Source organism: Roseobacter sp. CCS2 (assembly GCF_000169435.1).
GTDB lineage: Bacteria > Pseudomonadota > Alphaproteobacteria > Rhodobacterales > Rhodobacteraceae > Yoonia.
In genome coordinates, this window is sequence record NZ_AAYB01000003.1 from 347,130 (window position 1) to 362,391 (window position 15,262).

20 protein-coding genes and 1 other RNA gene are annotated in these 15,262 nt (G+C 55.9%); 7 read left to right on the forward strand and 14 right to left on the reverse strand.

Translation table 11 applies throughout. The features are described 5' to 3' along the window. Positions 1 to 25: 25 nt before the first annotated feature. Entirely contained in the window at positions 26 to 271 is a 246-nt protein-coding gene (locus RCCS2_RS12965) for a hypothetical protein (RefSeq protein ID WP_008234917.1), read from the forward strand. Here RCCS2_RS12965 and RCCS2_RS12970 read toward each other — a convergent pair. From RCCS2_RS12970 to RCCS2_RS13005, 10 genes are all read right to left on the reverse strand, one after another. Beyond that, positions 253 to 489 (reverse strand): ribbon-helix-helix domain-containing protein, encoded by a 237-nt coding sequence (locus tag RCCS2_RS12970; RefSeq protein WP_008234919.1) that lies wholly within the window; start codon positions 487 to 489, stop codon positions 253 to 255. The two genes, RCCS2_RS12965 and RCCS2_RS12970, sit on opposite strands and share 19 nt — an antisense overlap. Then, positions 489 to 665 carry a DUF4169 family protein gene (locus RCCS2_RS18185; protein ID WP_008234920.1) on the reverse strand — a complete coding sequence of 59 codons (177 nt, stop codon included), beginning with the start codon at positions 663 to 665 and terminating at the stop codon, positions 489 to 491. The genes RCCS2_RS12970 and RCCS2_RS18185 overlap by 1 nt, the downstream gene beginning before the upstream one ends. Further along, positions 662 to 2,053 (reverse strand): class II fumarate hydratase, encoded by a 1,392-nt coding sequence (gene fumC / locus RCCS2_RS12975; RefSeq protein ID WP_008234922.1) that lies wholly within the window; start codon positions 2,051 to 2,053, stop codon positions 662 to 664. The genes RCCS2_RS18185 and fumC overlap by 4 nt, the downstream gene beginning before the upstream one ends. 85 nt (positions 2,054 to 2,138) lie before the next feature. Then, the gene (locus tag RCCS2_RS12980) at positions 2,139 to 2,618 is read right to left on the reverse strand and encodes an SspB family protein (RefSeq protein ID WP_008234925.1); all 480 of its coding nucleotides are present in this window, start codon (positions 2,616 to 2,618) and stop codon (positions 2,139 to 2,141) included. A 65-nt stretch (positions 2,619 to 2,683) separates the two neighbouring features. After that, positions 2,684 to 3,937, reverse strand: a complete 1,254-nt coding sequence (gene chrA, locus RCCS2_RS12985) for a chromate efflux transporter (RefSeq protein WP_008234926.1) — start codon at positions 3,935 to 3,937, stop codon at positions 2,684 to 2,686. Then, positions 3,934 to 4,731, reverse strand: a complete 798-nt coding sequence (locus tag RCCS2_RS12990; RefSeq protein ID WP_008234934.1) for a chromate resistance protein ChrB domain-containing protein — start codon at positions 4,729 to 4,731, stop codon at positions 3,934 to 3,936. The genes chrA and RCCS2_RS12990 overlap by 4 nt, the downstream gene beginning before the upstream one ends. 111 nt (positions 4,732 to 4,842) lie before the next feature. After that, positions 4,843 to 5,493: a DUF1194 domain-containing protein gene (locus RCCS2_RS12995; RefSeq protein WP_008234935.1), complete on the reverse strand. Its 651-nt coding sequence runs from the start codon at positions 5,491 to 5,493 to the stop codon at positions 4,843 to 4,845. Between the two features lie 83 nt (positions 5,494 to 5,576). After that, positions 5,577 to 5,925: a transfer-messenger RNA gene (ssrA, locus tag RCCS2_RS18190) on the reverse strand. Positions 5,926 to 5,938: 13 nt separating this feature from the next. Further along, positions 5,939 to 6,169: a YgaP family membrane protein gene (locus tag RCCS2_RS13000; protein ID WP_008234936.1), complete on the reverse strand. Its 231-nt coding sequence runs from the start codon at positions 6,167 to 6,169 to the stop codon at positions 5,939 to 5,941. Between the two features lie 18 nt (positions 6,170 to 6,187). Beyond that, the gene (locus RCCS2_RS13005) at positions 6,188 to 6,613 is read right to left on the reverse strand and encodes an SRPBCC family protein (protein WP_008234937.1); all 426 of its coding nucleotides are present in this window, start codon (positions 6,611 to 6,613) and stop codon (positions 6,188 to 6,190) included. A gap of 107 nt (positions 6,614 to 6,720) precedes the next feature. On the opposite strand from RCCS2_RS13005, the gene RCCS2_RS13010 reads away from it, so the two are divergent. Further along, a complete protein-coding gene (locus RCCS2_RS13010) occupies positions 6,721 to 7,587 on the forward strand; it encodes a LysR family transcriptional regulator (RefSeq protein ID WP_198007046.1) in 867 nt (288 codons plus the stop codon). 17 nt (positions 7,588 to 7,604) lie between these two features. Here the strand turns inward: RCCS2_RS13010 and RCCS2_RS13015 are convergent, their stop codons facing one another. From RCCS2_RS13015 to RCCS2_RS13030, 4 genes are all read right to left on the reverse strand, one after another. After that, positions 7,605 to 7,952 (reverse strand): DUF4345 family protein, encoded by a 348-nt coding sequence (locus RCCS2_RS13015; RefSeq protein WP_037294120.1) that lies wholly within the window; start codon positions 7,950 to 7,952, stop codon positions 7,605 to 7,607. A 66-nt stretch (positions 7,953 to 8,018) separates the two neighbouring features. Beyond that, positions 8,019 to 9,368: an oxygen-independent coproporphyrinogen III oxidase gene (hemN, locus tag RCCS2_RS13020; RefSeq protein WP_008234941.1), complete on the reverse strand. Its 1,350-nt coding sequence runs from the start codon at positions 9,366 to 9,368 to the stop codon at positions 8,019 to 8,021. A gap of 69 nt (positions 9,369 to 9,437) precedes the next feature. After that, complete coding sequence (locus RCCS2_RS13025; RefSeq protein WP_037294122.1) at positions 9,438 to 10,043, reverse strand: SCO family protein; 606 nt, start codon at positions 10,041 to 10,043, stop codon at positions 9,438 to 9,440. A gap of 127 nt (positions 10,044 to 10,170) precedes the next feature. After that, positions 10,171 to 10,905, reverse strand: coding sequence for a FadR/GntR family transcriptional regulator (locus tag RCCS2_RS13030; RefSeq protein WP_008234943.1), 735 nt, complete (start codon positions 10,903 to 10,905; stop codon positions 10,171 to 10,173). 73 nt (positions 10,906 to 10,978) lie between these two features. On the opposite strand from RCCS2_RS13030, the gene RCCS2_RS13035 reads away from it, so the two are divergent. From RCCS2_RS13035 to acuI, 5 genes are all read left to right on the forward strand, one after another. Continuing rightward, the gene (locus tag RCCS2_RS13035) at positions 10,979 to 11,746 is read left to right on the forward strand and encodes a DUF2182 domain-containing protein (protein WP_008234944.1); all 768 of its coding nucleotides are present in this window, start codon (positions 10,979 to 10,981) and stop codon (positions 11,744 to 11,746) included. Positions 11,747 to 11,762: 16 nt separating this feature from the next. Further along, complete coding sequence (locus RCCS2_RS13040) at positions 11,763 to 12,473, forward strand: DUF1326 domain-containing protein (RefSeq protein ID WP_037294123.1); 711 nt, start codon at positions 11,763 to 11,765, stop codon at positions 12,471 to 12,473. A gap of 23 nt (positions 12,474 to 12,496) precedes the next feature. Then, complete coding sequence (locus RCCS2_RS13045; RefSeq protein ID WP_008234946.1) at positions 12,497 to 12,973, forward strand: DinB family protein; 477 nt, start codon at positions 12,497 to 12,499, stop codon at positions 12,971 to 12,973. A 2-nt stretch (positions 12,974 to 12,975) separates the two neighbouring features. After that, complete coding sequence (locus RCCS2_RS13050) at positions 12,976 to 14,076, forward strand: dimethylsulfoniopropionate demethylase (RefSeq protein ID WP_008234947.1); 1,101 nt, start codon at positions 12,976 to 12,978, stop codon at positions 14,074 to 14,076. Between the two features lie 69 nt (positions 14,077 to 14,145). After that, complete coding sequence (acuI, locus tag RCCS2_RS13055) at positions 14,146 to 15,129, forward strand: acryloyl-CoA reductase (RefSeq protein WP_008234948.1); 984 nt, start codon at positions 14,146 to 14,148, stop codon at positions 15,127 to 15,129. Positions 15,130 to 15,262 lie beyond the last annotated feature (133 nt).

Genomic DNA, 15,262 nt, shown 5'->3' on the forward strand with positions numbered 1-15,262 from the left:
GTTCACCCATTGAGGCTTTCGTTACATGACAATTTCTCTGCCAGGATCGTCACGAAAAGGGCTTACAGGTCTTTTTAAACGCAAGACTGACGATAAAAAGGGGCGGGCGGTATCTAAGAAAAAACTGGGCGGTTCGGATATTGCCAAGTTGTTTGACAAAGACGTGCGCACAGCCAAGGCAGTGAAGCCAGCAAAGCTGAGCGAGACAGAGATTAACGCAAGCGAACAGTTGACCAACTTGCGCGGGGCGCTTTATTCGTCGGATAAGTGAGTGTTCGCCAACGCGCGTTCTAAAACAAATACCCGCATTGCAGACGCAAGCCCGAGGTCACCTCGGGCTTCATCTATTTTTGCCGCCAGCCCGTTGATCGTTTCACCGTCAGACGCCGCATAATCGCGAAATGCATCCCAAAAGATATCTTCCAGTGACACGCTAGTCCGGTGGCCACGCAATGTAAGTGAGCGTTTGACAGGGCGGCGTTGGGGCATCAATCGTCTTCGAACTTCAACTGAGCAAGCCGATCACTTGCTTGTTTGGCTTGTGTTGCATCAAGTACTTTTTCAGCCTTGGTGCGGCCAAAGCGGACAGCATTTTCATCCGCCTTGGCTTTTGCTTCGGCCCGTGACCTGGCCTTGCGTGCTTGGTTCAGATTGACCGGTTTCATTTCGGGCCGATCATATCCTCTGGGCGCACGACCTTGTCAAACGTCGCCTCATCCACAAAGCCTAGTTTGATGGCCTCTTCTTTCAGCGTGGTGCCGTTCTTATGCGCGGTTTTGGCCACCGTCGTTGCATTGTCATAGCCGATGGTCGGCGCGAGGGCTGTCACGAGCATCAGGGATTCGCGCATCAGTTTTTCGATCCGGGTTTCATCCGCCTTGATGCCTTGCACGCAATTGTCGGTGAAAGTAACCGATGCGTCGCCCAAAAGCTGCATAGATTGCAACACGTTATAAGCCATCATTGGTTTCATCACGTTCAGTTCAAAATGCCCCTGAGAGCCCGCAAAGCCGACAGCGGCATCGTTGCCCATGACATGGGCGCAAACCTGCGTCAGGGCTTCAACCTGTGTCGGGTTTACCTTGCCCGGCATGATAGACGAACCGGGTTCATTTTCAGGTAACATCAATTCACCCAGACCGCAGCGCGGGCCAGAGCCCAACATGCGGATATCGGCAGCGATTTTGTAAAGGCTGGCGGCCACTGTTTTGAGTGCGCCTGACATTTCAACCAATGCATCATGCGCTGCGAGCGCTTCGAATTTGTTTGGCGCAGTCACAAAAGGCAAACCTGTAATTTCTGCCATATTGGCCGCCACTGTTTCGCCCCAGCCTTTGGGTGTGTTCAAACCTGTGCCGACAGCCGTGCCACCTTGGGCCAATTCATAGATGGCGGGCAGGGCCGCCTTGATCCGGCGGATGCCCATGGCGACTTGATGGGTGTAGCCGGAAAATTCCTGCCCCAATGTCAGGGGTGTCGCATCCATCGTATGCGTGCGGCCGATTTTGATGATGTCGTTGAATGCGGCCTGCTTTTGTTCAAGTGCAGCGTGCAGCTTGGCCAGACCGGGCAGCAGCACATCATGCGCCGTCATCGCCACAGCGATGTGCATGGCGGTTGGGAATGTATCGTTGGATGATTGGCCCATGTTGCAGTGATCATTGGGGTGCACCGGATCTTTTGATCCGATAGTGCCGCCCAACATCTCGATCGCGCGGTTCGAGATGACCTCGTTGGCATTCATGTTGGATTGCGTGCCAGAACCGGTTTGCCAAACGACCAGCGGAAAGTGATCATCCAGTTTGCCTGCAACCACTTCGGCCGCGGCTGCAATGATCGCGTCGGCACGTTCTGCGTCCAGTTTGCCGCGCTCTTTGTTCGCCATGGCACAGGCTTGCTTGATCGCGCCCAAGCCGCGCACAATTGCCACCGGTTGCTTTTCCCAACCAATGGGAAAGTTCATGATTGAACGCTGGGTTTGCGCCCCCCAATACCGGTCGCTGGGGACCTCCAACGGGCCAAAACTGTCGGTTTCTGTGCGTGTGTCGGTCATGGTGATCCCCTTAGGCTAAGTCGCATTGACCTATAGGCAGCGGGGGGGCAAATCGCAATATCGCAAGGGGGGCAGTTTGCTGTAATTACTTGCGGAATTGATCCAGACTGACGACATCGGCCTCTTTCGGGGCGTCGTTGGCATCCTCAGGCTCGACCATTTCGTCCATCGGCGCTTCTTCGACGTCAGACATGGCTGTGTCTTCATCTTCGTCCTGCGTTTCAAAGCGCAGCCCGAACTCAACCGACGGATCAACAAACGTTTTGATGGCGTCATACGGAATATAAAGCGTTTCGGGATTGTCGCCAAAGTTCAGCGAGATCGTAAAACCTTCGTTCGTGACCTCAAGATTATCGAACCAATGCTGGATCACCACCGTCATTTCGCCCGGATAACGGTCTGATAGCCAGTCCGCAATTTCCACGTCCGGGTGCATGGTGTCGAAGGTCACAAAAAAATGGTGTTGCCCCGGCAAGCCATCTTTTTGCACATCTGTCAGCACTTCCTGAATAAGACCACGCATCGCGCGGTGCATCAGATTTCCATAGTCAATCGTGCTGGTCACAGTGCAAATCTCCCCGTCGTGTAACACTACCATAAGGGATTCGATGGTGGTTGAAAGGGGGCGCGTCAGATCGCGCCGGTTGCGGCGGATGCACCAAGGCTGAGTACTGCCGAGATAAGCAAGACAAGCGGCAAAGGCCAATGACGCCACAGCAAGAGTGCCGCGGTAATGATAGCCAAACCCATCGCAAGCGGTTGTGCGGATGTCAGGTTTGGCAGGATCGTCTGAACTGGCCCGAATGAAATGGCGCTGACTTTCGCGAAGAAGACATGCAGCGCAAACCACAGTGACAGGTTGGCGATGACACCCACAACCGCCGCCGTGATCCCAGCAAGTGCGCCGCGCAATCGGGGCCGCCCATCCAGCCAATCAATCAGGGGGGCGCCTGCGAATATCCAGATAAAACAAGGCACAAACGTCACCCAGAGTGTCAACGCCCCAGCGATCAGCGCCATCATAACGCCGCCCTCGGCCATACCCGCGATCATACCGACAAACTGGGTGACAAGGATCAATGGACCAGGCGTTGTTTCCGCCAATCCCAGCGCATCCATCATTTGCGGGGTCGATAGCCACCCGTAAGAGACCACGACCTCTTGCGTCATATAGGCCAGTACGGCGTAGGCCCCGCCAAAAGTTACCACTGCAAGGGTCGAAAAGAAAACGCCGATATCAAGAAGGAAGCCGTTATCAGTGAGCGCGATTGGCAGAAAAGGTGCGGCCCAGATCAGTGCGCCAATTCCCAAAATGCGCAGACTACGCCGCAAGTTTCCCGGTAGGGGCTGATGCTGTGTCGCCGCACCTTGCGGGCCGATGGCACCGATCACCGCCGCGCCCAGAATGATCAGCGGAAACGGCAGGGCAAAGAAGAACAGTGCGATGAAAGCACCCAACGCAAGCAGCATATGTTCCCTTTTCATCAAGGCACGTTTCGCAATCTTGATCAGCGCTTCGATGACGATGATCACGACAGTCGCTTTAACGCCCAGAAACAGCGCTTGCACCACGGGCAAGTTGCCATAGGCCCCGTATGCGAGGGCTAGCGCCATAATCACCACCGCGCCGGGCAATACAAACAGCCCACCACCGATCAAACCGCCGACAATGCCTTGCCGTTTCCAGCCAGCGTAGGTTGCCAGTTGCATAGCCTCTGGTCCGGGCAAAAGCATGCAAAAGGACAAGGCGCGCAGGAACTGATCCTCGGATAGCCAGTCGCGGTTTTCGACCAGTTCTTTGTGCATCAAGGCGATCTGTGCGGCGGGACCGCCAAAGGACAGCAGCCCGATACGCCCAAAGACGCGGATCAATTCGCCGGTCATGATGTGTGTCCCGCTGGCCAATCGTGGTTTTCGTCCTGTCCATCGCGTGCCCAACGATAAAGCGCATCGTAAAGCAGCATTCCCGCATCCAGCTGTGCATTATCTTCACGAAACATACGTGACAATCCAACGGAAACCGCCAATAGACCTGCGGCTTGCGGTGACAGCGTATGCGCGTTGGTGTCGGCTGCGCGCACGATCGTGGCAAGGGCCTCAAGCGGTGGGTGACGCAGGCCGAACGCGTCTATCATTGTATCAAAGGTGCAGCCCTCGCCTTTGTGCCCCCAAATGCCAACTTCCATATCAAAGGGGATAGCCCCAAAGCGGTCTGCGACATCCGCGACTGTTGCTGGCGGGACGAACATAAATTCGGCAGATGGATCGACGAAGCGGCGGATCAGCCAAGGGCAGGCGATGCGGTCAATCTTGGGGCGATGACGGGTAACCCATAATGTGCCGGGGATGGCCAGCGCGGGTACACGGGGTAATTGGGCGTCGCGCCATGCATGGTTGCCGCCGGCAAGCACCTGCGCGCCGATCCCAGCTGCACGCAGCCTTGCGGCAACGCCATGCGATAGCTTGGCCCCCTTTTGGCAAATCACAACAGTGTCGCGCCCCCTGATACGCTCTTTCAGCCGTGGCAAATCGGCGTGTGGATGCCGGAACGCTGTCGGAACAAGATGCGGGTCATTGTCAAAGTCGGCATCAATGCAGACGTCAACAATTGCGGGACATTGCGGCGTTCCGATCAGCCGCATCAGGTTTGCAGGGGAAATTTCGTTGAAGGCAGCCATCGTGCATCCTTTCTGAAGGTGTCAGTGGATGCGATGCTTTGGCCGGGGCCTTACGGGGTGTTCGCGGACCCCAGACCTTATTGGTGAAAGATTGCGCGGTATCCGTCAACCCTAACCAAAGATACGGCTGATCTCGCGCAGGATCTTGGCCTTGATGGTTTGCGGGTATTCGCGGTGCGTGCGTGCGGTCATCACAAAGCCGTCGCGGGTGATCACGGCACCGCGGAAAAAGTTTGTGATTGCCAGCCCCATCGATTCAATCGCGATGCCGTTAATGGTCACACCAGCGCGTTCTGCTGCGTTGCGGGCGGCGCGGGTATCTGACCCGCCGTTGGGTGTGCCGTCACCTGACACATCGATGACCCGGCGTTCGCACTCCGCGACCTGATCAAACAGACCGAGTGAGAAATAGATCGCCTCGGCAGGGGCCGTGTCGGACAACACAAAGGCGCGCTCCATCCGACGGGATTTTTGTGCGAAGGCTTCGACGTCCAGTGCCGTGCGCATTTGCGTCCATGGGATAGACACAGTTTGCCTGTCGACGCCCGACCACTGCACCACCGTCAGATAGTTTTCACCTGCGACCATGGTCTCAATAATTTCGGGGTCGCGCAGCGCGTCGGCCAGCCCATCTGTCTGCAATCGGTATTCCGCTGAATCGATGGAATTGGACACATCCATTGTCAGGACCAACGCGGTCTCACAGGCTTGGACCGCAACAGGAAGTGATGAAAAAAGGGACAGAATAGCAAGTCGTAACATCAGCTTATCGTGCGCAGAGCATAAGGCCCAAAGCAAGTCACAAGATCGCGGGTGCGTCACAAAAGTACCGGATGCGGGGTGAAAGTGCAGGTTTCTGTTGCCAGGTACCTGCGAACCCCGCCCTAGGTCGCAAAACCTAAGGAGTTAAGGTTCGATATTAGGCACAGCTTACGCTGCGACTGCCATCGGTGCATTGTTGTCATTTGCAACTATACAATTTGTACCGATAACGGTGGTAACTCACCGAGACAAAGCTTACCCCTTTAGACGTTCGTCGATCCTATTTCGTCCCCATAGCCCCCAAATGAAGGGTGTTTGGTGGAGACGCCGGGTACCGCCCCCGGGTCCGATCCGCTTATTACGAGCGCGTTTATGTCCATAGTCCCGAAGGACATCCCTTAAATAGGCAAGGATGATGCGGCACGCAAGGGGGCGTAGCGCCACCCTAGCCCTGTTTGACGGGGTAGGTGCTGAACCCAAGCATCGCGTAGATCGAGCACATACCGGTAATCGCTGTCACCAAAAGCATTGCGGCGATGACGCCTGTAATAATCAACGCAGTACCGTTAAGCATGCCGCCAGCCCATAGTATCAGGACAGCAACTGCGGGCAGTGTTCTGATCAGACGGTCGACAGTGCCAACATTGCGGGTGGTCAGTTTTTTCAAAAGTGACATTATGGTTTTCCTTCTTTGTTATGTTTGGGCAAAAGCGGACAGACTGCTTAAGCCATTGCGGTACATGGCATTTACCATCTCGCTCATTGCGTTATGGTCGGCGTCTTCTGTGGTGAATTGCGCGCTCCACGTGACGTGAGCATGGCCATCAAAGTCATCCACGCGCAGGGTGCCGACGACGTTCTTTGCGGGCAGCGGATGTTGATCGATGGCATAGACGAAGGTGCGCGTTGCAGTGTCACGCAGCAAGATGCGTTCGTTCAATGTGCCACCATTTGCCATGGTACAAACGCGCGCGACGCCACCTTCGCTATAGGTGGTTTTTGATGATTGGATCAGACCGGGATACCAGTCTTCCATGCCTTCCACGGCGTTGATGATCCCCCAGACGTTCGCGGGTGGTACGTTAATCAGCAATGATTGGGACACTTGGCAGTGTTTCATGATGCAGCCTTTCGCTTGTGATCACGTCTTGTCGCACAGTCAGGTGTTGCGATAAATCGTCCAATATGATGTACCTTTGTGCAAAAATAGACCAAAGGTGTATGGTGATGTTGGATATTGACTGGGACGATCTGCGGCTATTTCGGGCCTTGGCGGTACACCCAACGGTGCGGGCCGCCGCCGCTGTACTTGGGATCAGCCATTCGACACTGTCGCGCAGGCTGGATCGTCTAGAGCATCAAGTTGGTGCCGCTTTGTTCGCCCGCGGTCCCCGTGGCTTTGCTCTGACAGAGGCAGGGCAGGCGTTGCTGATATCGGTTGAGGCCGCGGCGGAACAATTTGATTCCGGTTTGCTGAAAGTTTCAGGGCTGGACCGGCGGCTGGAAGGGCCCATCAGACTGACTTTGCCAGATTTCTTGGCCTTCTATTGCCTTTTGGTGCCATTGCGCCGTTTTGCGCAGACATATCCTGACATTGATCTGGAGGTTGATATTTCCTACGCCGCATCAAACCTTGATCGCCGCGAAGCTGATGTTGCGGTGCGTATGGTGGCTTTGGACGGGTCACCACCCGAAACACTTGTGGGGCGCAAGGTTGGTGTGTCCTATGCGACAGGGTATCGCGCGGCCAATACCGAAAGTGCCGCGTGTTGGCTGGGGTGGGCTGCTGACGACGATGGCGCTTGGGCGCGGCAGACGAATTTACCGGATATGCAGGTGCGCGGGGCCTTCAATCATGCAGAGCTGCAGCATCACGCGGCCGCCGCCGGATTGGGCATGGCATATCTGCCTTGCGTCATTGGTGACAATGATCAGCGGCTGGTGCGACTGCCAAAGATGCACCCCAAGCCCGCCCGTGACATTTGGGTCCTGACCCATCGTGACCTACGTGAAACGGCACGGATGAAAGTGTTACGTGACTTCATTTCCCATGCCCTGGCCGATGCGCGACCGATGTTGCAAGGGCAAATTTGACCCATGATTTGGGGATGCTAGACCAGATTAAGCCAAATCGCGGGGATACCAACGGCGGCTTCGACAATGAAATACACCGATTTCTTGCGTGACACCCCGTCGACGATCAGCGATGTCAGCCGCCCGATGGCGGCACCGCACCAGCAAAAACCCAGCATCACATAAGCCTCTGGTGTGCCCAGCCAAAGTGCGCCAATCCCCATACCGATAAACAGACAACCGGCTGACGCACGTATTTCCGACATACCCATGGTTGTTTCGCCCATTTTCAGGTCAAGCGCGCCCAGCGTGTAGCGTGGGGCAAGCCAGCCAAAGCATCCCAAGCCGATGCTGAGAATGGCGAAAATGATGTTGATGATATCCATGACCGTGCCTTTTGGTGTTACGCACATCAACGTGGGGCGGTCGCATGCAAGATCAATGGTAACGGCCTACGAGGCCTGCGAATACTGCGCGACGATATTGCCAAAGCCATCATACCGTTGCGCGATGATACGTGTCAGCGGGCGGCCTGCCGGCGTGATCCGCAAACCATTGCCCGTTGCGACGACGTAACCTGCAAAATCTTCAAGGATTGCCGCGTGAATGGGCAGTAGATCGCGTGCGTTTGGAAAAGCGTCAAGTTTGTGCAGATCAATCTCAAAATCACACATCAGCATGTTGATGGCGGATGCGCGCAGCTTGTCTTCTGTTTTCATCTGATATCCGCGATGGGCCGCGAGTTTGTCCGCCTCCACCCGTTCAAGATAGGCGGCGGTGGCCGAGGCATTCTGCACGTAACCTTGGGCGAATTGCGAAATGGATGACGCACCAATCCCGATCAAACTGGGGCAGGTGTCGTCGGTATAACCTTGGAAATTCCGGCGCAAATGGCCGGTGTTGGCGGCAATAGTCAGGCTATCCTCTGGCTTGCCAAAATGGTCAATCCCGATGGCCTGATAGCCGCTGCCGGTGAAGGCATGTGCGGCCTGGCGTGCCAGATGATAGCGGTCTTCTTCGCCAGGCAATGCATTACTTGGGATTAGCTTTTGCCGTTTTGAAAACGTGGGCACATGGGCATACCCGAAAAGGGCGATGCGATCAGGATCAAGGGCGCGGACCTTGGCGATGGTATTGGCCAGCTTGGCAGGTGTTTGATGCGGCAGGCCGTAGACCAAATCGGCGTTCAGTGATGTGATACCGGCCGCGCGCAGGCTGTCGACGCAGGCGCGGGTCGCGCCAAAGCTTTGTTTGCGTCCGATGGCGTCTTGCACGTCAAGGGCAAAATCCTGAATGCCGATGCTGGCGCGGGTCATGCCCATTTCAGCCAGAGCGGCGATTTTACCGTCGTCCACAAGCGTGGGATCAATCTCGACCGAGAAACTGAATGCGGGGGCAGGGGGGATCACATCTTTCACCGCCTGTGCCAGTTCCCGGATCATATCGGGGGGCAGGATAGTCGGCGTGCCGCCACCCCAATGCATTTGCCCCATGGTCACGCCGGCGGGCAAAGTGGCGCGCAGCAGTTCCAGTTCTTTCTTCACCACCCGCAGATAGTTCACGACAGGTTCCAACGTGGTGGTACCCTGCGTGCGGCAGGCGCAAAACCAACACAGCCGTTCGCAAAATGGAATGTGAATATAAACAGATACGGGCGTTGCCGGATCAAGTGCTTTGATGCAGCTGATCTGAAACGCCTCGCCCGTTTGCGGCGTGAATGCCGTCGCTGGTGGATAGCTGGTGTAACGGGGAACGCGGGCATCAAACAGGCCCATGCGGCGAAGGTGATCAAGATGTTTCATGCGTCCGTTCTGTCAGAAGGCCGCATGAGGTTTCTTGCGCCAGATCAAATGGCACAAGAAAAGTCTTGATTAACTGAGCTGATTGATGAAACAGGCCGAGGTTTCGGCGATCTGTTCTGCTGTGCTGTCGCGGCGGAAAAAGGTTTTAAAGCCTGTTTCGGGGAACATCAGGTATGTCTGGGTTGAATGATCGACAAGATAGAACTCTGGATCGTCATCCATTGCCCGGTAATAGGTTTTATAGGCTTGGCTGGCTGCCTTGACCTGCTCGGGCGATCCGGTAAGGCCGATCATATCTTCATGGAAGTTATCTGTGAAATCGCGCACCACCTCAACCGTGTCGCGCTGTGGGTCGACCGAAATAAAAACCGTGCCCAGATCAAGCCCCTGATCTTCCAAGATATACGCAGCCTGCGCATTGCGCGCGCTGTCAAGCGGGCACACATCAGGACAAAAAGTATAGCCAAAATAGACCAGCGTCGGCTTGGTGATCACATCTGCATCGGTCACGGTTTCGCCGGTTTCCGATATCAGTTCAAAAGGGCCGCCAATGGTGCTGCCGGCCACGGCGGTATCACCACATGGCTGCGGCATGGCTGACTGCGATTGCCACGCATAGATGCCGATTGCGGCTGCGACGGCGAGGGTGGTCGATCCAAAAATAACGGCTTTCATCATCGGCTCCTGCGGTGGTCGGAATGTGTATGCTGCCTAGATGCACGAAGTTGGCCTGACCATCAATCGGGACACAACAATTTGATGGGATTTTGGTCGCGTAAGGTGGATCACGATCCACCTTACCTTAACCGCGCTTTTCCTGCCTTTGTGCAATCACACCTTGGGCCAACTCTTGGGTGTAACCTGCAAGTGCTGACAGATGCATATCAGCAGCAACCCCGTCCTGTGCTGCGATCGCGTCCGCGATTTGAGTGTGCAACGTGACGATCTTTTCACGTGACCGCGCGCTGAAGGTGATCATGTTCATCAACGGCTGCATCGCCTCGACCGCACCGGCCAACTGGTAAGACAGAACCGGGTTGCCTGCTGCATCCACAAGCGCCCTGTGAAAGGCCACGTCGGACGCGCAAAACGCTTCATCCGTCAGTCCCGGTTGCGATTGCCGATGCGCCTCTGCCCGCATGGTGGCCAAGTGATCGGCGGTACGACGTTTGGCGGACAAGGGTGCGCAGGCCCGTTCCAGCGCATATCGCGCCTCGCAGGCTGTTGCGAAACTGATCTCATTCATCGACAATAGCAACGTCGATGTCGTGATTTGCTGCCCGTAGGCATCCTCGAATTTGAGCCGGTTTACAAAGGCGCCACCGGTGGCACCACGCTGGGTGCGGATCAGCGATTGTGCTGCCAACCGTTTCAGCGCCTCACGCACCGTTGGTCGGGACACTTCGAATTGATCGGCAAGCTCAGCTTCAGAAGGCAGGCGTTCATCGACTGGCAGATCGCCACAGATAATGGCATCGCGAATGGCTTTGGCAATCTGAGCCGAAAGATCGGCAGGGTTCTTGGGGTCAATTTTCATTTGTCAGACAATTAAACGTCTGACATATCATTGTGCAAGTCTTGAGTCGCACATAGTCGTTTGGGAGGACGCCGTGCCGCATCTGGTTCGATCATCGCTTTGGTTGTCGTTCTTCGCCGCGATCCTGTTTGCGTGGTGGATGATGTACGCCATGGCAATGGATATGGACCTTGATCTGCTGGGCCGCCCCGGACCGATGGGGCAAGCCATGGCAGATATGGACCCGCGCATGCCGATGGATATGCCGATGGCGCGCTTTGGGCCTTTGTTTGCGATGTGGGCGATTATGATGGCGGCAATGATGCTGCCGACGCTGGTGCCTACGTTGACGACTTATGAACGCCTGATGGTCAGTGCTGACGGCACTCGCGCTGGGTGGATCGGCGTCTTGCTGGGTTATTTCATTGTCTGGGTCGGTTTTGCTGCTGTGATTACCGGGGTCCAGCTTGTTTTGCTTTTTAATGGCGTCATCAATATGCTGGGTATTGCACCGGTTTGGTTATCAGCCATTTTGCTGATCGTTGTCGGTGCGTTCCAGTTCAGCCGCGTGAAAGAAGTATGCCATGGCGTGTGTCATGCCCCCATGACCTATTTTCTGGGCCAGTGGAAAACTGGTTTCTTTGGTGGTTTGCGTATGGGGTTGGGTTTAGGGGCATTTTGTGTGGTGTGTTGCTGGGGTTTTATGGCGCTTGGCTTTGTCGGTGGGGTAATGAGCCTGGCCTGGATGGGCCTCGCGACACTGCTGATGGTATTCGAAAAACTGCCCGACGTTGGGCATCGTGTGATCAAACCGACTGGGGTGGTGCTGATCGCCGCTGGTCTGGCTTTGGCTGTCTTTTAGTGAAAGGGACATGATTATGGCTGAGAAAGAACGCGCACCCGCGGATCGCTTGCCGATTTCGCAACGCATTGACCAGCGCATGGACAGCAACCCGCTGCGCCGCAAGATGAAGCCGACCGAATGGGCGATCAAGGGCGAGCTGTTTTTGAACTGCTCTTGCACCGTATTTTGCCCTTGCGTGGTCAGTCTTGGGGCGCACCCACCGACTGAGGGGCATTGCCATGCGTGGATGGCGATTGCCATTGATGAAGGGCATTTTGAAGGCGAGGATCTTTCAGGTCTGAACGTGGGCCTGCTGGTCGATATTCCGGGCCGCATGGCCGAAGGCAACTGGAAAGTTGCCGCATATGTTGACGAGCGTTCGACCCAGAAAGCCTATAATGGCATCCTCAAGATATTCAGTGGGGCCGCAGGCGGGACCACCGGCCTGTTCACCATGTTGGTGTCCGAGATTATCGGGGCCGAACGCGAAAAGGTCGAGATTGTGCGCGAAGGCACCAAGCGCGGCATCTATATTGGCCGCAAAATTCAAGGTGAGATCGAGATGATGAAAGGCGCAAGCCCGGATCATCCTGTCATGGTCAGCAACTCAAAATATTGGATGGGCCCCGATATTATTGCCGCTGCTGGTACGAAATCAAAGGTGCGCGATTATGGTCGCGTCTGGGACTTTGGCGGCAAATCGGCCGAGATCTGTCCGATTGACTGGAAAGGGCCCAAGCCGTGATCACGCCCGCGTACTGCCGGACAATGGCGCGCTATAACGCGTGGCAGAATGACGGGCTGCGCGAGATGATCGCAGGGATTGATCGCGATGAACTTTACCGCGACCGCGGTGCGTTCTTTGGGTCAATCATGGGTACGCTGAACCATGTGCTGTGGGGGGATGCGATCTGGATCAGTCGTTTCGATAGCGGTGCAGGCCCTGCGGTTCCTGCCAAAGACCACCTGAAAACAACACCAACGCCCGCTGTCTGGGCGGCAGAGCGGTTTCGGATGGATGCGCGGATCAGATTGTGGGCGCAAAGCGTCAGCGCGATTGATCTGGTTGGTGATTTGACGTGGCATGCAGCGCTTTCTGGCCAAAGTATAACAAAGCCTCTGGGGCTTTGCATTGTGCAATTGTTCAACCACCAAACCCACCACCGTGGTCAGGTGCATGCGATGCTGACGGCGATGGGCCTTAAGCCAAACGATACCGACCTTCCCTTTATGCCAGAGGATTGAGCATGGCTGTGATTGCACCTTCGCGTCGCATTCGGCGCACCCCGTTCACCGAAGGCGTAGAGGCCGCTGGCGTGAAAGGTTACACGGTCTATAACCATATGCTGCTGCCAACCGTGTTTCGCAGCGTGGAGGAAGATTATCACCACCTTAAGACTGCGGTTCAGGTTTGGGATGTGGCCGTCGAACGGCAGGTGGAATTGCGCGGCCCGGACGCCGCCCGTTTGATGCAGATGCTCACACCGCGCGATCTGCGCGGCATGCTGCCGGGGCAGTGTTATTATGTACCTATCGTGGATGAGACGGGGGGCATGCTGAACGATCCGGTGGCGTTGAAGCTGTCAGAGGATCGCTGGTGGATTTCGATTGCTGACAGTGACCTTTTGTTTTGGGTCAAGGCGCTTGCCTATGGGTATCGTCTGGATGTGCTGGTGGATGAGCCGGATGTATCGCCATTGGCCGTACAGGGGCCGCTGGCCGAAGACCTGATGGCGCGCGTTTTTGGTGATGCTGTCCGTGCGATCAAGTTCTTCCGCTTTAGCTGGTTTGATTTTCAGGGCGTCAGCATGGCTGTCGCCCGGTCAGGTTATTCCAAACAAGGCGGCTATGAGATTTATGTCGATGGCACCAAAAACGGGATGCCGCTTTGGAACGCCTTGATGGAGGCAGGTAAGGATCTGGATGTTCATGCCGGGTGCCCCAATCTGGTTGAACGGATTGAGGCGGGTTTGCTGTCTTATGGCAACGATATGAACCGCGAAAATACGCCACATGAATGCGGTTTGGGGCGGTTCTGTTCAACCCAGACGGCGATTGGTTGTGTGGGCCGGGATGCGCTGTTGCGTGTGGCCAAGGAAGGGCCGACGCAGCAAATCCGCGCGATTGCAATTGATGGCGATATTCCTGTTTGCGATCAGGTCTGGCCGATCATGGCGAAAGGCAAACGTGTGGGGCAGGTCACGTCGGCGGCGAAATCGCCGGACTATAATACCAACGTTGCTATTGGTATGGTGCGCATGACCCATTGGGACGAAGGCACCGCACTTGACGTGCAGACCCAAGATGGGCTGCGCGCGGCCACAGTGCACGAAAGTTTCTGGATATAGGTCCGGTGGACGTTTGAAGTGACATGGAAAATACAGTGGCCACAGTGCTGCTAAATGAGAGGATCAATAATGTTTAAGGCTTTGATGGTTGAGAAGGACGATGACGGCAAAACCAGCGCATCGGTACAGGAACTGTCTCTTGACCAATTGCCTGAGGGTGATGTGACCGTGGCTGTGGAATACTCAACAGTGAATTACAAAGACGGTCTTTGCATTGGGCCGGGTGGGGGATTGGTGCGCAATTACCCACATATTCCGGGCATTGATTTGGCTGGCACGGTCGAAGCATCGGACAATGCCCGCTACAAGGTTGGCGACAAGGTTGTGCTGACCGGGTGGCGTGTCGGTGAGGCGTATTGGGGTGGCCACAGCCAGAAGGCACGTGTGAAAGCCGAATGGCTGGTGCCATTGCCCGACGGCCTTGATACCCGTCAGGCGATGGCCGTAGGCACCGCTGGTTTTACCGCAATGCTGGCTGTGATGGCGTTGGAAGATCACGGGATCAAGGATGGTCCGGTTCTGGTGACAGGTGCCGCTGGTGGCGTTGGCTCAGTCGCAACGGCGATCCTTGCCAATCTGGGGCATGACGTTGCTGCTGTGACAGGTCGTCCTGAAACGGCGGACTATCTGAAATCGCTTGGGGCAACACAGATTGTCGCCCGCGAACAGATCAATGAAATCACCCGTCGTCCGCTTGAGGCAGAGATGTGGGGTGGCTGTGTTGATGCTGTGGGCGGTGAAATGCTGGCGCGTGTGCTGGGGCAGATGAAGTACGGTGCCTCAGTCTCTGCGGTCGGACTGGCCGGTGGTGCGGGGATGCCTGCGTCTGTAATTCCGTTCCTGTTGCGCGGTGTGAACCTTTTGGGCATCGACAGTGTGATGCAGCCTTATGATAATCGGGTACGCGCGTGGGCGCGGATCGCCAAGGATTTGCCGATGGATAAGCTTGAAGCGATGATCAAGCCCGCCACATTGGCTGATTTGCCACAATTGGGTCGCGGTATCCTGAAGGGCGAGGTCAAAGGGCGCGTCGTGGTTGATGTGAACGCCTGATTCGCATGTCGCAAACAAGCGATTCGCGCCGTTGGTTTTTTACAAACCAGCGGCGTTTTTGCTGAAAATAAACGCGAAATGCTGCGTCGCGGCGGGAAAGCGCGTGTCGTTTTTAGGATATTACCGCCGTTTA

Bases quoted from the DNA above. Each gene is read 5' to 3' on its own strand.
- RCCS2_RS12965 (WP_008234917.1), top strand. From the start codon at position 26: ATGACAATTTCTCTGCCAGGATCGTCACGAAAAGGGCTTACAGGTCTT.
- RCCS2_RS12970 (WP_008234919.1), bottom strand. From the start codon at position 489: ATGCCCCAACGCCGCCCTGTCAAACGCTCACTTACATTGCGTGGCCAC.
- RCCS2_RS18185 (WP_008234920.1), bottom strand. From the start codon at position 665: ATGAAACCGGTCAATCTGAACCAAGCACGCAAGGCCAGGTCACGGGCC.
- fumC (WP_008234922.1), bottom strand. From the start codon at position 2,053: ATGACCGACACACGCACAGAAACCGACAGTTTTGGCCCGTTGGAGGTC.
- chrA (WP_008234926.1), bottom strand. From the start codon at position 3,937: ATGACCGGCGAATTGATCCGCGTCTTTGGGCGTATCGGGCTGCTGTCC.
- RCCS2_RS12990 (WP_008234934.1), bottom strand. From the start codon at position 4,731: ATGGCTGCCTTCAACGAAATTTCCCCTGCAAACCTGATGCGGCTGATC.
- RCCS2_RS12995 (WP_008234935.1), bottom strand. From the start codon at position 5,493: ATGTTACGACTTGCTATTCTGTCCCTTTTTTCATCACTTCCTGTTGCG.
- RCCS2_RS13000 (WP_008234936.1), bottom strand. From the start codon at position 6,169: ATGTCACTTTTGAAAAAACTGACCACCCGCAATGTTGGCACTGTCGAC.
- RCCS2_RS13005 (WP_008234937.1), bottom strand. From the start codon at position 6,613: ATGAAACACTGCCAAGTGTCCCAATCATTGCTGATTAACGTACCACCC.
- RCCS2_RS13010 (WP_198007046.1), top strand. From the start codon at position 6,721: ATGTTGGATATTGACTGGGACGATCTGCGGCTATTTCGGGCCTTGGCG.
- RCCS2_RS13015 (WP_037294120.1), bottom strand. From the start codon at position 7,952: ATGGATATCATCAACATCATTTTCGCCATTCTCAGCATCGGCTTGGGA.
- hemN (WP_008234941.1), bottom strand. From the start codon at position 9,368: ATGAAACATCTTGATCACCTTCGCCGCATGGGCCTGTTTGATGCCCGC.
- RCCS2_RS13025 (WP_037294122.1), bottom strand. From the start codon at position 10,043: ATGAAAGCCGTTATTTTTGGATCGACCACCCTCGCCGTCGCAGCCGCA.
- RCCS2_RS13030 (WP_008234943.1), bottom strand. From the start codon at position 10,905: ATGAAAATTGACCCCAAGAACCCTGCCGATCTTTCGGCTCAGATTGCC.
- RCCS2_RS13040 (WP_037294123.1), top strand. From the start codon at position 11,763: ATGGCTGAGAAAGAACGCGCACCCGCGGATCGCTTGCCGATTTCGCAA.
- RCCS2_RS13045 (WP_008234946.1), top strand. From the start codon at position 12,497: ATGGCGCGCTATAACGCGTGGCAGAATGACGGGCTGCGCGAGATGATC.
- RCCS2_RS13050 (WP_008234947.1), top strand. From the start codon at position 12,976: ATGGCTGTGATTGCACCTTCGCGTCGCATTCGGCGCACCCCGTTCACC.
- acuI (WP_008234948.1), top strand. From the start codon at position 14,146: ATGTTTAAGGCTTTGATGGTTGAGAAGGACGATGACGGCAAAACCAGC.